At 65.1% G+C, this 16378-nt stretch carries 15 protein-coding genes; 14 read left to right on the top strand and 1 reads right to left on the bottom strand.

The window, feature by feature from the left end; all coding sequences use genetic code 11:
- The first annotated feature begins 7 nt into the window (after positions 1–7).
- The 14 genes from dop (at position 8) to AO716_RS12085 (ending at position 15727) form a co-directional block, all read left to right on the top strand.
- Positions 8–1600, top strand: coding sequence for a depupylase/deamidase Dop (gene dop, locus AO716_RS12150; protein WP_082413528.1), 1593 nt, complete (start codon positions 8–10; stop codon positions 1598–1600).
- Positions 1601–1639: 39 nt separating this feature from the next.
- Positions 1640–1846 (top strand): ubiquitin-like protein Pup, encoded by a 207-nt coding sequence (locus AO716_RS12145; RefSeq protein WP_055241079.1) that lies wholly within the window; start codon positions 1640–1642, stop codon positions 1844–1846.
- Positions 1847–1849: 3 nt separating this feature from the next.
- Positions 1850–2674, top strand: coding sequence for a proteasome subunit beta (gene prcB, locus AO716_RS12140; protein ID WP_055241078.1), 825 nt, complete (start codon positions 1850–1852; stop codon positions 2672–2674).
- Between the two features lie 3 nt (positions 2675–2677).
- A complete protein-coding gene (gene prcA / locus AO716_RS12135) occupies positions 2678–3436 on the top strand; it encodes a proteasome subunit alpha (RefSeq protein WP_055241077.1) in 759 nt (252 codons plus the stop codon).
- Positions 3436–4797, top strand: a complete 1362-nt coding sequence (gene pafA, locus AO716_RS12130; RefSeq protein ID WP_055241076.1) for a Pup--protein ligase — start codon at positions 3436–3438, stop codon at positions 4795–4797. Before prcA ends, pafA begins: the two co-directional genes overlap by 1 nt.
- 114 nt (positions 4798–4911) lie before the next feature.
- On the top strand, positions 4912–5793 hold the full coding sequence (locus AO716_RS12125) for an FKBP-type peptidyl-prolyl cis-trans isomerase (protein ID WP_055241075.1): 882 nt from the start codon (positions 4912–4914) through the stop codon (positions 5791–5793).
- 49 nt (positions 5794–5842) lie between these two features.
- Positions 5843–6238, top strand: a complete 396-nt coding sequence (locus tag AO716_RS12120; RefSeq protein WP_055241074.1) for an FKBP-type peptidyl-prolyl cis-trans isomerase — start codon at positions 5843–5845, stop codon at positions 6236–6238.
- Between the two features lie 104 nt (positions 6239–6342).
- On the top strand, positions 6343–8352 hold the full coding sequence (locus AO716_RS12115) for a helix-turn-helix transcriptional regulator (RefSeq protein WP_055241073.1): 2010 nt from the start codon (positions 6343–6345) through the stop codon (positions 8350–8352).
- A gap of 119 nt (positions 8353–8471) precedes the next feature.
- On the top strand, positions 8472–8759 hold the full coding sequence (locus AO716_RS12110; RefSeq protein WP_235472078.1) for a hypothetical protein: 288 nt from the start codon (positions 8472–8474) through the stop codon (positions 8757–8759).
- A 32-nt stretch (positions 8760–8791) separates the two neighbouring features.
- Positions 8792–9085 (top strand): Sec-independent protein translocase subunit TatA, encoded by a 294-nt coding sequence (gene tatA / locus AO716_RS12105; protein ID WP_055241071.1) that lies wholly within the window; start codon positions 8792–8794, stop codon positions 9083–9085.
- Between the two features lie 47 nt (positions 9086–9132).
- The gene (tatC, locus tag AO716_RS12100) at positions 9133–9918 is read left to right on the top strand and encodes a twin-arginine translocase subunit TatC (protein WP_055241070.1); all 786 of its coding nucleotides are present in this window, start codon (positions 9133–9135) and stop codon (positions 9916–9918) included.
- An 83-nt stretch (positions 9919–10001) separates the two neighbouring features.
- Positions 10002–12848, top strand: coding sequence for a DEAD/DEAH box helicase (locus AO716_RS12095; protein ID WP_055241069.1), 2847 nt, complete (start codon positions 10002–10004; stop codon positions 12846–12848).
- 62 nt (positions 12849–12910) lie between these two features.
- Positions 12911–14551 carry an amidohydrolase gene (locus AO716_RS12090; protein ID WP_235472077.1) on the top strand — a complete coding sequence of 547 codons (1641 nt, stop codon included), beginning with the start codon at positions 12911–12913 and terminating at the stop codon, positions 14549–14551.
- Positions 14552–14998: 447 nt separating this feature from the next.
- On the top strand, positions 14999–15727 hold the full coding sequence (locus tag AO716_RS12085) for a polyprenol monophosphomannose synthase (RefSeq protein WP_055241067.1): 729 nt from the start codon (positions 14999–15001) through the stop codon (positions 15725–15727).
- A gap of 101 nt (positions 15728–15828) precedes the next feature.
- Here AO716_RS12085 and AO716_RS12080 read toward each other — a convergent pair whose 3' ends face one another.
- Positions 15829–16179 carry an RNA polymerase-binding protein RbpA gene (locus AO716_RS12080; protein ID WP_055241066.1) on the bottom strand — a complete coding sequence of 117 codons (351 nt, stop codon included), beginning with the start codon at positions 16177–16179 and terminating at the stop codon, positions 15829–15831.
- Positions 16180–16378: the final 199 nt, after the last annotated feature.

Here is a 16378-nt window from a genome sequence, read left to right as displayed (position 1 = left end):
GAGGGTAATGGGCACAGAGACCGAGTACGGGGTCCTGGCGCCGGCACTGCCAAACGCGAATGCCACCGTGCTGTCCAGCCAGGTGGTCAATGCCTACGCGGCCAGTGTCCGGGCAGGACACGGCAACCTGTCCGGCACGCGCTGGGACTACACGGACGAGGCACCGCTGAATGATGCCCGCGGGTACACGGTGCCCCGCACGGCGGCAGACCCCACCCAGCTGACGGACGCCCCGCCGGTGCTGGATGCCGAGCAGATCGCCATGGAAGGCGGCGGTCCCTCGGCCCTGTACGGGGAGGCTGAAGACAACTCCGTGCTGATGAACATGGTGCTTGGAAACGGTGCCCGTCTGTACGTTGACCATGCACATCCGGAGTATTCCTCGCCGGAGACCACCAACCCGCAGGACGCCGTGCTGTGGGACAAAGCCGGCGACGCCGTGGTGCTCACCGCCATGCGGCACATCGCCGCGACCCCTGGGTTTGCGCCGGTCCACCTGTACAAGAACAACACGGACAACAAGGGCGTTTCCTACGGTGCGCATGAGAACTACCTTGTTCCCCGCAGTGTGCCCTTTACCCGGCTGGTTGCCGGACTGCTCCCGTTCTTTGTCTCCCGCCAGGTGATCTGCGGGTCCGGCCGGGTCGGCATCGGGACGAGCAACCAGCGCAGGGGCTACCAGCTCAGCCAGCGGGCTGATTTCTTCGAAACCGAGGTCGGCCTCGAAACCACCATCCGGCGCCCGATCATCAACACCCGCGACGAGCCGCATGCTGTCGCCGAGAAGTACCGGCGCCTGCACGTGATCATTGGGGACGCCAACCTCAGCGAGGTCTCTGCGCTGCTGAAGGTGGGAACGACGTCGGCAGTCCTGTCCATGATTGAGGACGGCACGGCTCCCCAGATCGAGCTCCGGGATCCTGTAGGCGCGCTGCAGGCGATCAGCCACGATCCTTCGCTCACCACCCTGGTGGAGCTGAAGGACGGCCGGCATCTTACGGGGCTGGACCTGCAGGAAATCTATCTCGAAGCCGCCGCAGCCCACGCCCGGCGCGAAGGCGGAGCCGACGCCGCCACGGAAGACGTGCTGAGCAGGTGGAGTTCCGTGGTGGGCACCCTCAAGCGTGACCCGATGGCAGCCTCGGCACAGGTGGACTGGGTCGCGAAGCTCCGGCTGCTGCAGGCATACCGCGACCGCGACGGGCTCGACTGGAACGATGCGCGGCTTAACCTGATAGACCTCCAGTACTCGGACATGCGTCCGGAGAAGGGTCTCTACTACCGGCTGGCGGCGCGCGGCCAGATGGAACGGCTCTTTACGGACGAACAGATCGCCGCGGCAGTAACGCATCCGCCCGAAGACACCCGTGCGTACTTCCGTGGCCGGTGCATCACCCGTTTCCCCGCAGAAGTGATCGGTGCAAGCTGGGACTCCATCATCTTCGAACTGCCTTCCCGGCGCCGGCTGCAGCGCATTCCCACCCGGGAACCGCTCAGGGGAACCAGGGAACTGACGGGAGAGCTGTTCGACGTTTCCGCGGACGCGGAGGACTTTGTCACCCGACTCCTGACCGGTCCGGAGCCGACCGTGGCACCATAGGACGTAGGTCACATTCGCCAGCAAGAAAGGGCACGCATCATGGCAACCCAGGACCGCAGGAAAACCGGATCACGTCCGCAGGAAGTCGAAGAAACCGAAGAAGTTCCAACTCCCGCGGGAGAACCCGCGGAGCAGTCTTCCGCCCAGACCGAAGGTGTTGACGATCTCCTGGATGAGATCGACGGCGTGCTTGAGAACAACGCCGAAGAGTTCGTCCGCGGGTTCATCCAGAAGGGCGGGCAGTAGCGGATGACGCCAACGGATCCTGCGCACACGATGGCCGCGGCAGCGGGCTCATCATTCAGTGAACACCTCAGCCGCCACCATCCGGAGCTGCTGCCTTCGGCCCGCAGGCTCGGAACAGCCCCAGCAGGATCGGCTTCCGCGGCGGCGCCGCAGGCCACCACGATCGTCTCCCTCACCTATGCCGGCGGCGTCCTCATGGCGGGGGACAGGCGGGCCACGATGGGCAACATGATTGCCAGCCGCCACATCCGCAAGGTTTTCCCGGCGGACACCTACTCTGTGCTCGGCATCGCCGGCACCGCAGGCCTGGCGCTGGACATGATCCGGCTCTTCCAGGTGGAGCTGGAGCACTACGAGAAAATCGAAGGCACACCGATGAGCCTGGACGGCAAGTCCAACCGGCTCGCGGCCATGGTCCGGCAAAACCTGCCGCTGGCCCTGCAGGGGCTGGCAGTGATCCCGTTGTTTGCCGGATACGACACCGAACGGCACACCGGACGGATGTTCTCCTACGACGTCACGGGCGGGCGGTACGAAGAGTATGAGCACCACAGTGTGGGCTCCGGTTCCGTCTTCGCCCGGGGGGCGCTGAAAAAGCTTTGGCGGCCCGGCCTCGACCAGGACGAAGCAGTGCGGATTGCCGTTGAGTCACTTTACGACGCAGCGGACGACGATTCAGCTACCGGTGGTCCGGACATGGTCCGGCAGCTCTGGCCGGTGGTCTACGTGGTGAACTCGGCAGGAATACGCGAAATCCCGGAACGTGAACTTCACCAGCTCGCCGAAGAGCTGGTTACACGCCGCTCCATAGCCGGACGGGAGGCGTAGCAAATGACGCAGCAGTTCTACGTTTCACCCGAACAGCTGATGAAGGACCGGGCAGACTTTGCCCGGAAGGGGATCGCACGGGGCAGGTCTGTGGTGGTCCTGACCTGCCGCGACGGCATCGCGTTCGTGGCTGAGAACCCGTCTCCGTCACTCCACAAGCTCGGTGAGATCTACGACCGGATCGGGTTCGCCGCCGTCGGCAAGTACAACGAGTTCGAGAGCCTGCGGCAGGCCGGGGTGCGGTATGCCGACGTACGCGGCTACTCCTACGCCCGCGAAGACGTTTCCGCGCGCGGCCTGGCAAGTGTCTACGCGCAGAGCCTCGGTTCGGTCTTCACCGCCGAGGGCAAACCCTTCGAAGTCGAACTCGCCGTCGCCGAGGTGGGCAGGGAACCCTACTCCGATCATCTCTACCGCCTGACCTACGACGGATCGATCGCAGACGAAAGCAACTACGTGGTGATGGGCGGCCAGGCCGAGATCGTCAACGACTCCCTGGCCCGCACCTGGTCTCCGGACACGCCCTTCAGCGAAGCTATCCAGATTGCGGTAAGGGCCCTGTCCGCCACCCGGCAGGCACCCGAATCGGCGCCGGCACCGGACACGGAACCGGCGCCGGGAACCGAACTGCTCGGAGCGGGGCTGCTGGAAGTTGCAGTCCTGGACCGGGACCCGCTCTCTACCCGTGGAACCGTCAGGGCTTTCCGCAGGATAGGAACCGTTGAGCTGGACCGATTGCTGTCCAGCGCGGAAGGAGACTGATGGAGCGCAGGATCTTCGGCGTTGAAACCGAATTCGGTATTGCCTATTCGGGACCGGATTCCCGGCCGCTCTCACCGGAAGAGGTTGCACGCTACCTCTTCCGCAAGGTCGTGAGCTGGGGGCGTTCCTCGAATGTCTTCCTCACCAACGGATCCAGGCTGTATTTGGACGTTGGTTCGCATCCCGAGTACGCAACCGCAGAATGTGACGACGTAGCACAGCTGATCGCCCATGACCGCGCAGGCGAGCTTATCCTTGACGACCTCGTGGACGAAGCCGAGGAACGCCTCGCAGCGGAAGGGTTCAACGGAAGCGTCTACCTCTTCAAGAACAACACGGACTCCGCCGGGAACTCCTACGGCAGCCACGAGAATTACCTGATACCCCGGCGGCTTGAGTTCTCCCGCCTTGCGGACATCCTCATCCCGTTCCTCGTGACACGCCAGCTGCTTGTGGGTGCGGGAAAGGTGCTGCGGACCCAGTCCGGTTCGCTGTACGCCTTCTCCCAGCGGGCTGACCACATCTGGGAAGGCGTTTCTTCCGCCACCACGCGTTCACGCCCCATTATTAACACCCGCGACGAGCCCCATGCCGATGCTGAGCACTACCGCCGGCTGCACGTGATCGCCGGCGACTCCAACATGTCCGAAACGACTTCCATGCTGAAAGTCGGCTCGGTGGACCTTATGCTGCGCATGATTGAAGCCGGCGTAATCATGCGGGACCTGCGGCTGGAGAACCCAATCCGCAGCATCCGGGAAATCTCGCACGACCTCACCGGATCGGCGCCCCTGAAGCTCGCCAACGGATCAACCATGACAGCCCTCGAGGTACAGCGCATCTACCTGGACCGGGTCACTGACTTTGTGCAGGACAACGGCCCGCACAACCGGTACGTCCCCCGGATCCTGGATCTTTGGGGACGCGCACTGGATGCAGTCGAGACCGGGGATACGTCAGGCATTGACACGGAGATTGACTGGGCCATCAAGAAGAAACTGGTGGACCGCTATGCCGCACGCGCCGGGTTGGACATGGGATCGCCCCGGCTGGCCCAGATAGACCTCACCTACCACGACATTTCGCGGAAGCGCGGCCTCTTCTATCTGCTGCAGTCGCGGGGCGAAACGGCGCGCGTGGTGGACGACAGCGCCGTAAAGGAGGCGGTAGATGTTCCGCCGCAGAGCACCCGGGCAAAGCTCCGCGGTGACTTCGTCCGCCGGGCTAAGGCAGCCAACCGCGACTTCACTGTGGACTGGGTGCATCTGAAGCTCAACGATCGGGCCCAGCAGACGGTCCTGTGCAAGGATCCGTTCGCTGCCGTGGACGAGAGGGTAGAGGCGCTGCTGTCCACGCTCTAGGAACCTCTCAGGTGAAGGCGTTAGGGTTGGTCTTGCTGCCCGGTCCGGGTGCGGGTATGCCCCGCACTGTCCGCTGCCGGCAGAGACTCATTGTCCGCCACTGAAAGAAGTACTGTGCGAAAAGTACTAGCTCTGCTCCTGCCCGCCCTGCTCATGCTCACCGCATGCTCCGGAAGCGGCAGCAGCGAACCGCTCTCCTCCGTAAAGGTCAGTTCCAACGGTGACGGTGCTGTCCCGACTGTGGAATTTGATACCCCGCTGACGGCCGAAGAACCGACGCTGGTTCGGGTCAACGACGGCGACGGCGAGGAGCTGGCTGAAGGCCAGACTGCTTCCGTCCGGCTGGTGGTCCTTGACCCCGAAAGCGGTGAAGCAGGCCAGGAGACGTACACGGCCGAGGCTGCCGAAGACATTGCCGTGGATGACAGCCTTAAGCAGGGCAACGAACAGATGTACGACGCCCTTGTTGGCGCCCCTGTCGGTTCCGACTTCGCCTACTACGTGCCCGGCAACGAACAGGCCGGCACAGCCACGCAGTTCATCGTGTTCACCCTCACCGACGCACGGGACGTTCCCACCCGCGCCTGGGGCTCCGACGTTGACCCGGTTGAGGGCCAGCCCACCGTTACCCTCGACGACGACGGCAAGCCGTCCATCACCATTCCCGAGGGCGACGCTCCCACCGAACTCATTGCCCAGGAACTGAAGAAGGGCGACGGCCCCGTTGTCGAAGCCGACGACACCGTGACTGTGCAGTACCACGGCGTGAAATGGTCCGACGGCTCGGTCTTCGACTCCAGCTGGGAGCGCGGCGCACCCACGTCCTTCGGCTTGAACCAGGTCATCTCGGCCTGGACCGACGGCCTGGCCGGCAAGACGGTGGGCTCACAGATCCTGATCGTCGCACCTCCTGCCACCGCCTACGGCGCCAACGAGGGCAACGAACTCCAGAACGAGACCCTGGTCTTCGTCGTCGACATCCTGGAGACCAAGTAACCGGACAATCCGGATAAGATTGCTGGCAGTCCCATAACGAAGGAGTTCCATGTCATTCGGAAAGCGCGAATACGACCGCCAGAAGCCGGAAATCGATTTCCCGGCACACGACGCCCCCACTGACCTCGTCATCGAGGACATCATCGTCGGCGACGGCGCAGAGGCCAAAGCAGGGGACACCGTCTCCACCCACTACGTCGGGGTGGCCTTCTCCACCGGCGAAGAGTTCGACGCATCGTGGAACCGCGGCGCTCCGCTGGATTTCAAGGTTGGCATCGGCCAGGTCATCCAGGGCTGGGACCAGGGCCTGCTGGGCATGAAGGTCGGCGGACGCCGCCGCCTCGAAATCCCGGCACACCTGGCTTACGGTGACCGCGGTGCAGGATCGGCGATCGCCCCGGGTGAATCCCTGATCTTCGTCGTGGACCTCCTCGGAGTCCGCTAGGGCCAGAGCGAAGCTGTTCCGCAAAGGACGGCCGGGCGCGTCATTCCAAGACCGCCCGGCCGTCCTTTGCGCGTATCCGGGGCCCGCGGCGGTAGATTATCCCTGTGTCCCCGAAATCAGCTGAAACCCGCACCGAGCGCCTGCTCAACCTGGTCATAGCCCTGCTCTCCAGCCGGCGGGGCTTCACCAAGCAGGAACTCTTCGAAGAAATCGAGCTCTATTCCGAGGCCGCTACGCCGCAGGCAAGGGAGAAGCTCTTTGACCGGGACAAGGCCTTCCTGCGCGAGCAGGGCATTCCTGTGGAGTCGTACAGCGATGATCCGCTCTACGAGCAGGACAACGCCGCGCAGCGCTACCGGATCCGGAGCGAGGAGTACCGGCTCCCCGAAGTGTCCTTTTCTCCCGCCGAATCGGCAGTCCTGGCGCTGGCCGCCCAAATGTGGGAACAGGCTGCCCTCGGATCGGCAGCTGCCCGTGCCCTGCGCAAACTGAGGGCCCGGGGTGTGCTGGCCGAAGACGCCGCCTCAAGCCCGGTGCAGCCGGCCATCCGCACCGAGGACCCGAACTTCACACCCGTCTTCCGTGCTGTCACGGACCGCACCGCCATCTCCTTCGGCTACCGGACCTCCAACGGACAGGAATCAACCCGGAAGGTGCAGCCCTGGGGGATGGGCTCCCGTTACGGCCACTGGTACCTGGTCGGCTGGGACACGGACCGCAACGCCGAGCGGTGGTTCCGGCTCTCACGGATGACCAGTGCCGTAAAGGCTGTGAAGCAGAAAAACGGAGAGGGCTACAGCGTTCCTGCCGGCTTCGACATCCACGCGTCCCTGGCTTCACTGGACACCGTGTTCAGTCCCCAGTCCGCTGCCGTGGACGTACGCTCCGGCGCCGGAGCGGAACTGCGGCTGCGCGCCGCGGAACCGCAGGAAAGCGTGGAACTGCCTGAGCCGCGGGCCGGCCGTGACCGCCTCTGGTTCACAGTGACCGACCTTGAGACCCTTGCCTCCGACGTCGCAGCGCTTGGCGAAAGCGCGGAAGCCGTCCATCCACCAGCCCTTCGGACGGCCGTAGCCGAAGCACTGACCCGCGCATCCGTGGCGCAGGAAGCCCCCGTGCCGGAGTTCAAGGCACCCTCCGCCCCCCGGGGACAGGCTCCGAAGACGCCCGGAGCCCAGGACCGGCTGAGCAGGCTGCTGGATCTGGTGCCCTATATCCTGGCCAACCAGGGCGCCGACATGGCTGAAACCGCGGCGAAGTTCGGCGTCAGCCAGGAACAGCTGGCCTCGGACCTCAACCTGCTTTTCGTCAGCGGTCCCAGGTACTACCCCAACGGGCTGATGGACGTGAACTTCGAGACCGGCGACATCTACATCGACAATGCCGAGAACCTGTCGCAGCCGGTGCGCCTGAGCATGGAAGAGGCCGCTGCCCTCGTAGTTGGCCTGGACACCCTTGCTGCCCTGCCCGGTGCTGCACCCACAGACGCCGTCGCCAGCGCCCACGCCAAGCTGACCGAAGCCGCGGGAACCGCCGGAACCGCCGGAAACTCGCTCGCTGCGGAGCTGCTTCCCGGCGGCGCACCGCCCCGCCTTCTTGCCGAGCTCAGGACGGCGATCAGCGACAACAGGCGGCTGGCCATCCGGTACGTCGTACCCAGCCGGGACGAAGTCAGCGAGCGGCTGATCGACCCCCGCCGCATCTTCTCCGACAACAACGTCTGGTATGTGGATGCCTGGTGCGAACGCGCCCAGGCAGGACGCCTCTTCCGGGTTGACCGGATCCTTTCCCTCGCGGACGCCGGTGCCTCCCCTTCGGACGTTCCCGGGCCGCAGCCGCGCTTCCCGGAGAACCTGTTCACGCCGGCGGAGTCTGACGAGTTTGTCACAATCCGTCTCACACCAGATGCCGCCTGGGTAGCAGATGCCTACAGCGCGCAGATGCGCACCAGCCTTGATGACGGCGGCCAGGCCGTTGTGCTGCGCACGGGCAGTACCGGCTGGATCCCCGGCTTTATTGCACGTCTGGCCGGAGGCGGCGCCGTTCTTGAACCGGCTGACCTGCGGGCCGGCACCCAGGATTGGCTCGCCTCAGCCCTGGTGAACTACGCATGAACCCGGAATGAATCCCTTCCGGTCGCGGCCCGTCGCGTCGCGGGTTCGCTCCGGCGCTCCACTATGCTGGAGACATGCCTTGGTGGTCGTGGATTTTGATTTGGGTTGCACTCACAGCAGTGGCCCTGCTCTTGTATGTCCTGATCGGCTACCGGCTCTTCCGCAAGTTCATGGCGGTCCTGAGCGAAGTGCAGGCAGCCGGTTCCCGGTTGTCCTTCATCTCCGCAACGGCACCGGCCGCTCCGGAGAAGGCGTTCCAGCCCGCAGTTTTCGCGGACCCGGAGGAAGAGCGGCGTCGATATGACGAGGGTAAGGCCGTCCGGAAGGACGCCCGCCGCGAACGCCGGGTCCAGCGAAGGATCCAGCACGGCCAACCACGCGCGTGGCGCGACATTCCCGGACTCTGACATAGAATGCACGTAAACGAAAGGACACCGGCATGCGCCTAGAAGGCTGGCACATTGTCATCATCATCGTTATCGCGATCCTGCTCTTCGGTGCGCCGAAGCTGCCCGGGCTCGCGCGCAGCGTTGGCCAGTCCCTCCGGATCTTCAAGTCCGAGGTACGCCAGATGAAGGACGAAAACACCACATCCGGTGCCGACGGCGATCCGGTGGAAGGCCGCGTGGTCAACAACCCCGGCACCTCCGCGCCTCACCAGGGACCGGCTGCAGGCCACACTCCGCCGCCAGGACCAAACACCGGCAGCGGTAACCCGCCCGCCAACCCCTAGCGGCTGTGGCGCTTAAACGGGGGCGCAAATCCAACCCTGAAGGGCGGATGGCCCTCAAGGAGCATCTGAGGGAGTTCCGCAACCGGCTTTTTAAAGCGGCTATCGCAGTCGTCCTGGGCACGGTTGGCGGCTTCTTCCTCTACATGCCTGTGTTCAACGAGCTCACGCGTCCGGTGCGGGAGCTGTCCGAGGAGCAGGGACGCCTTGCCACGATCAACTTCGACGGCGTGGCTACCTCCTTCGACCAGATGATCCAGGTCTCCGTCTTCATCGGCGTGCTGGTTTCAAGCCCCTTCTGGCTCTACCAGCTGTGGGCCTTCATCACCCCAGGCCTGAAGACGAAGGAGCGCCGGGCGGCACTCGGCTTCCTGTCCGCGGCAGTTCCGCTGTTCCTCGCCGGAGTCTGGCTCGCCTGGCTCATCCTGCCCAACGCCGTCGGAGTCCTTACAGACTTCACACCGGAGGGCGCGGCCAACGTCATTACCGCCTCGGTCTACCTTGCCTTCGTGCTGCGGCTGCTGCTGGCCTTCGGCATTGCGTTCCTGATTCCCGTTGTCATGGTGGGAATGAACCTGCTGGGCCTGCTAAGCGGCAAGACGATCGTGAAGTACTGGCGAATCACGGTCTTCATCATCTGTCTTTTCGCAGCCATGGCCGCTCCGGGCGGCGATGCGCTGAGCATGTTCTATCTGGCCGCCCCGCTGCTGGTTCTCTTTGCCGTAGCCGTCGGCCTGTGCTTCATAAATGACAAGCGGCGGGTGCGGCGCAATGCGGCCCGTGAAGCGGCAGTATCCGCGGAAGCGGACAAAGCCACGAGCATCCAGGACCTCTAGCTTTCCCTGCCCGGAACCGTGGCCGGGACCGGTTCGCATTCCGCGGGGGGCGAACGGTACCGGCCACCGTCTAGGCTGGAGGTATGACATCCCCGTCTGAACGGTATCTTGCCGCCAAGGAACGCACCGGCCACGCACGAACCCGTTTGGGAATCTTCGAGCAGTCACTGGGCTTTGACCTCGATCCCTTCCAGCTGGAGGCCTGCCGGTCCGTGGAGGCCGGCCGCGGAGTCCTGGTTGCCGCACCAACAGGCGCCGGCAAAACGGTAGTTGGTGAGTTCGCCGTGTACATGGCACTCGAACGCGGACTCAAGGCCTTCTACACCACGCCCATCAAAGCGCTCAGCAACCAGAAGTACACCGAGCTTGCGGCGTCCTACGGATCCGAAAACGTCGGCCTTCTCACCGGGGACACCAGCATCAACCCGGAGGCGCCCGTGGTCGTCATGACCACCGAGGTCCTGCGCAACATGCTTTACGCCAACTCGGAGACCCTGGACGACCTGGGCTACGTGGTCATGGATGAAGTGCATTACCTCGCTGACCGGTTCCGCGGAGCCGTCTGGGAAGAGGTCATCATTCATCTCAGCTCCGACGTGCAGCTGGTCTCCCTCAGCGCCACGGTCTCGAATGCCGAGGAGTTCGGCGCCTGGCTGGACACCGTCCGGGGCGACACCGACGTCGTAGTCACTGAACACCGCCCGGTGCCGCTGTGGCAGCACGTGATGGTGGGCCGGGAAATCCTGGACCTCTTCGCCAACGACGTCACCTTCGACGAGGCCGCAGGGGACAACAGTGCAGCAGAGGGGGCGAAAGACCGCATCAAGGTGAATCCCGAGCTGCTGGAGGTGGCCCGAAGCGAGTCCCGCATGAACCACCGCGGGCGCTGGGGCGGCCCTCGCTCCGGAACCGGCGGCCGCAAGCCCGCCAACGTCAGGGGAGCCTCCGCAGGGCACACGATGACCCGGACACCCCGCGCCTCCCGCCCCCAGGTAATCAGCCAGCTGGACAAGCGCGGCCTGCTGCCCGCAATCACCTTCATCTTTTCCCGGAACGGCTGCGACGGCGCGGTGCGGCAGTGTGTGGACTCTGGCCTGGCACTGACGAACGAGGCCGAGCGTGCCGTCATTGCACGCACCGTAGACGAAGCAACCCAGGACATTCCCGAGGACGATCTGGAGATCCTTGGCTTCTGGACCTGGCGTGAGGGCCTGATCCGCGGTTTCGCGGCGCATCACGCCGGCATGCTGCCCACGTTCAAGGAAGTAGTGGAGAAACTGTTTGCCGCCGGCCTGGTCCGGGCGGTATTCGCCACGGAGACCCTGGCCCTGGGCGTGAACATGCCCGCACGCTCAGTCGTGCTGGAGAAGCTGGACAAGTTCAACGGCGAGGCACACGTCGATGTCACGGCGGGGGAGTACACCCAGCTCACCGGACGCGCCGGACGCCGGGGGATCGACGTAGAGGGCCACGCCGTCGTGCTCTGGCAGCCGGGCACCGATCCCGCCGCCGTCGCCGGCCTGGCCTCGCGCCGGACCTACCCGCTGAATTCGTCCTTCCGGCCAACGTACAACATGAGCATCAACCTGATCGCCCAGTTTGGCCGGGACCGTGCCAGGGAAATCCTTGAATCCTCCTTCGCGCAGTTCCAGGCCGACCGTTCCGTGGTTGGCCTTGCCCGTCAGGTTCGTTCCCGCGAGGAATCCCTTGCCGGCTATGAGAAGGCAATGACCTGCCACCTGGGCGATTTCACGGAGTACGCCGGTCTCCGGCGCCAGCTCTCCGACCTTGAACACACTGCGTCCCGGACCAGGGCACGAAGCCAGCGCAGCGCAGCCGCAGCTTCCCTTGAGACGCTTCGGCCGGGCGACGTGGTGGACGTTCCCGGCGGCAGGAACCCGGGCTTCGCAGTAATCCTCTCCCCGGATTCCGAGGCCCGTGAACCGCGGCCGACCATCCTGACCGAGGACAAACAGATCCGGCGCCTGCACGTCCAGGACCTCGACGGGCCGGTGGACGTGGTCTCCCAGATCCGGATCCCGAAATCGTTCAATGCACGGGCCCCGAAGGACCGGCGGGACCTGGCTTCCTCACTGCGGAACGCGCTCCGGGAACACCGCCCGCCGCGCACCGCAGGGGGCCGGGGCGCCTCCATGCACGCAGCCGGTTCGGAGCGGCAGGAGCGTGCGATTGCCGAGCTTCGGCGAAAGATGCGGGCCCACCCGTGCCACGGCTGCAGCGACCGCGAAGACCACGCGCGCTGGGCCGAGCGGTGGTGGAAGCTGCGCCGTGAGACGGACAACCTGGCGGCCCAGATCCGGGGCCGGACCAACACGATCGCCAAGACTTTCGACCGCGTCAGCGGCGTGCTGGAGCACTACGGCTATGTGCGCCCGGATGAGCAGGGAGTACTGCAGGTCACCCCGGCCGGCAGCAAACTGCGCCGGATTTACGGCGAAAAGGACCTGCTTGCTGCCCTTGGCCTGGAGAACGGCGCTTTTGACGACGTCGATGCCGTTGAGCTGGCGTGCCTTGCCACAGCGCTGGTGTACCAGCCGAAGCGTGAAGAACGCGGGCTGCGTCCCAAGATGCCCAGCGCCGTCCTTGACGGGGCAGTGGACATCCTGATCCGCCAGTGGTCCGAGCTCACCGACCTCGAGGAGGCCGAGAAACTTCCCGTAACGGGCGAGCCGGAACTGGGACTGGTCTGGCCGATGTACAAGTGGGTGCGCGGGAAGCACCTGCAGGTGGCCCTCAACGGGACCGAGCTCGCTGCCGGAGACTTCGTGCGGTGGTCCAAGCAGGTCATTGACCTGATCGACCAGCTCGCCAAGGTCCCGGATATTCCTGCGGACCTCCGCCGCCGCTGCCGTGACGCGATCGGCCTCATCCGCCGCGGCGTCGTCGCCTACTCCGCCGTCAGCGAGTAGCGGCACAGCCGCTCCTCGTCTCCTTCGATACAAACCGCACGATCCATAGAACAGGTGAGTCCTTGAACAGCACGGCCCCGGCCAATGCCCTGACCCTTTACCGCAACGGCTCGGTCTACAGCTCAGCAGACCCGTTCGCGACCGCCATGCTGGTTGACGGCGGAACCGTCGCCTGGGTCGGCTCGGAGCAGGCCGCCACGTCCATCCAGGACGACCAAATGCAGGTGGTGGACCTGCAGGGCGCCCTCGCCGCCCCCGGATTCGTCGATTCCCATGTCCACCTAACCGAGACCGGTCTTGCCGCCTCGTCCCTGGACCTCACGGGCGTGCACAGCCTCGACGGGCTGCTCGACGCCGTCGCAGCAGCTGCTCACGGCTCGCTGGGCCTGATCATCGGGCACGGCTGGGACGAGTCCGCCTGGCCTGAAGGCAGGGTCCCGACAGCAGCCGAACTCGACCGCGCTTCAGGCAACCGCCGCGTTTACCTGGCCCGGGCCGATGTGCACTGCGCCGTGGTCTCCGGAACCCTGGCTGCCGAGCTTGGGCTGGCCCGCCTGGACGGCTGGGAAGACGGCTTCGTCACCGGCGGTGCCCACGAAGCAGCCCGGGCGGTATCCCGCAGCCTTTCGCTCTCCGAGCGGGCCCGCTACCAGCGCACGGCCCTTGATCTGGCTGCCTCGCGAGGCATCGTGGCCGTGGCCGAGATGGCCGCACCGCACATTGCACCGGCAGAGGACCTGCGGCAGCTCCTTGGCCTGGAAGGCAGCATGCCGGATGCCCCTGCACCGCAGGTCCTCCCGTACTGGGGGCAGCTGGCACAGAACGAGGCCGAGCTGGCAGAGATTACGGAGGCCTTCGGCGGCCGGCTGCTGGGCCTGGCAGGAGACCTGAACATCGACGGGTCCATCGGTGCGCGGACAGCCGCACTGCGCTCTCCCTACAGCGACGCGCCGGAGACCTCCGGCAGTGTGTACCTTAGCGCCGAACAGGCAGCACGCCACCTGGAGCTGACCACCCGCGCGGGCCTGCAGGCCGGGTTCCATGTCATAGGCGATGCGGGCCTGGACACCGTTATTGGTGCCCTTCGTCTGGCTGCCGCGGCCGTAGGGGAGCAGGCACTGCGCGCTGCGCACCACCGCCTGGAGCATCTTGAGCTAAGCGACGACGCCGCCGTGGCCGAACTGGTGCGGTACGGCGTCACAGCGAGCATGCAGCCTTCCTTTGATGCTCTTTGGGGCGGGGACGGCGGCATGTATTCCCAGCGCCTGGGGGAGCGCAGCACGTCGATGAACCGGTTCGCTGCCCTGTTCTCTGCCGGGGTGCCCGTTGTGTTCGGTTCTGACGCGCCCGTAACCGGTCTGGATCCCTGGCGGACCGTCCAGGCCGCAGTGATGCATAACAGTCCGGCCGAGCGGATCTCAGCACGGGCGGCCTTCATCGCCCACACCCGTGCCGGGTGGCGCGCTGCCGGCACGGGAAACCCCATGCTGGGCCAGCTTGCACCCGGAACTCCGGCGTCCTTCGCCGTATGGGAGGCTGACGAGCTGATGGTGCAGACTCCAGACGCCTCAGTTGCTTCCTGGAGCACCGATCCCAGGGCGGGTACACCGCTCCTGCCGGCCCTGGACACTGCCGAGCTGCCCCGCTGCCTGCAGACCGTGCACCTGGGGACGGAGCTATACCGGGCACCGGATTTTAGCTAGGCCCCCGAAAAACTTTCCTGTCTCTGTCCCGGAATAACAGGGCTCTGACCTGCGTGAACGCATGAGTCACCTAGTCAGGAAACATGTTGACACTTCGTGCTCAGGACGTAGTCTAGACACACCGCGGCACGGTCCGGCATTGCCGGTACCAAGGTGCCACGGCCCGGGCACTTCGTGTGTGGGGGTGATGGCTCTTCAGACCCTTATGCGGTGCAGGGCCATCTGTTGCAACACATAGGGACAGGTTCATCCGTCAGTAGAAAACAGGTCCGGAGGCTCCGGAACTGGCCCGAAGACGGCGGAACCTGTCCCTTTGTGCGCCCGGCGCCGAAACCGCCCAAGGGCAGTACCTGGCGAAGCTCCCATATACTGGTAATCCTGCCTTCGTCCGCAGTACCCCCTCCGAGCCGCGATAAGCGCGGCTCGTGTTCGTTGAAAGGCCTTTGAGTGCGCGTTCTCACCATCATCCCCACATATAACGAGATCGAGTCGCTGCCCAAGACGCTGCAGCGGCTGCGCACCGCCGTCCCGGATTCGGACGTCCTGATTGCCGATGACAACAGTCCCGACGGCACCGGTGCCTATGCAGACCAGCAGGCGGCCCTGGACCCCAAGGTCCACGTCCTGCACCGCAAGGGCAAGGAAGGCCTGGGCGCAGCGTACATCGCAGGATTCCGGTGGGGCCTTGAAAACGGCTACGACGTCCTCGTGGAGATGGACGCCGACGGTTCACACAAGCCTGAGCAGCTCCCGCTGCTGCTGGAGGCTTCCGCCGCCGGAGCAGACCTCGTCATCGGTTCCCGCTGGGTCCCCGGAGGTTCAGTGGTGAACTGGCCCCTGCACCGCAAGCTGCTTTCCCGTGCAGGCAGCACCTACTCGCGGCTGATGCTTGGAATCCCGGTTCGGGACATCACAGCCGGATACCGCGCCTTCCGCCGCAGCACCCTCGAGAAGCTGGACCTCTCCGCGGTTGAGTCCGTGGGCTACGGCTTCCAGGTAGACATGACCTTCCGCGTGGCCCGTCTGGGGCTTCGGATAACCGAGGTGCCCATCACGTTCGTGGAGCGCGAGTTCGGGGCGTCGAAGATGAGCGGCAACATTGTCTTTGAAGCAATCGCCAACGTCACCAAGTGGGGCCTGTCTGCCCGCTGGGAGAAGCTCACCAAACGGGGTTAGACCCTGGCGGCTGCAGGCCCGATGATCCTGCAGCCGGATACGGCGAAGGCCGGCAGCCCGGGGGCTGCCGGCCTTCGCCGTATCAGTTCAATGCGCGGTATCTACTTGGAAGCCGTACGTTCCCCGCGGCGCTCACGAAGCTTATCCAGGCGGTCCTGGAGAATGACTTCGAGTTCTTCGATGCTGCGGCGCTCCAGCAGCATGTCCCAGTGCGTACGCACCGGCTTCTCATTGCTGGTGTCCGGCTTCTCACCGTCAACGAGCAGGGCTTCCTTGCCGGTCTTGGATACCCAGACCGGGGGAACCTCTGCCTCGGCAGCAAAGGTCACGAACACGCGTTCGCCGTCCTCGCAGCGGTACTCGACACGCTGGCGTGGAGCCGGCTCGACGCCGGATTCAGTCTCCATGCTCTGCGCACCCAGTCGCATACCCCGCAGGCTACGATCGCTCATTTTTTCTCCCTCATCAGTTCGAAAGACCCACCGGGTCCATCAGTAATGCCCGCTGCCCCAGCAGGGCAGCCGCTAAAGCTCATGCCGGCTGCGCACCGGACCTCATCCGTTTCAACGCGGCAGCCGCTAATCCTGTTCCCGGGAAACGCCAGCACCCCGGCAAACAGTCAATTATAGCGGCCGCCGCGCCGATCAGCGA

This window comes from Arthrobacter sp. Edens01 (genome assembly GCF_001307035.1).
Taxonomy (GTDB): domain Bacteria; phylum Actinomycetota; class Actinomycetes; order Actinomycetales; family Micrococcaceae; genus Arthrobacter_B.
Note: the sequence above shows the minus strand (reverse complement) of the source record. Positions and strands in the feature narration are given on the sequence as shown.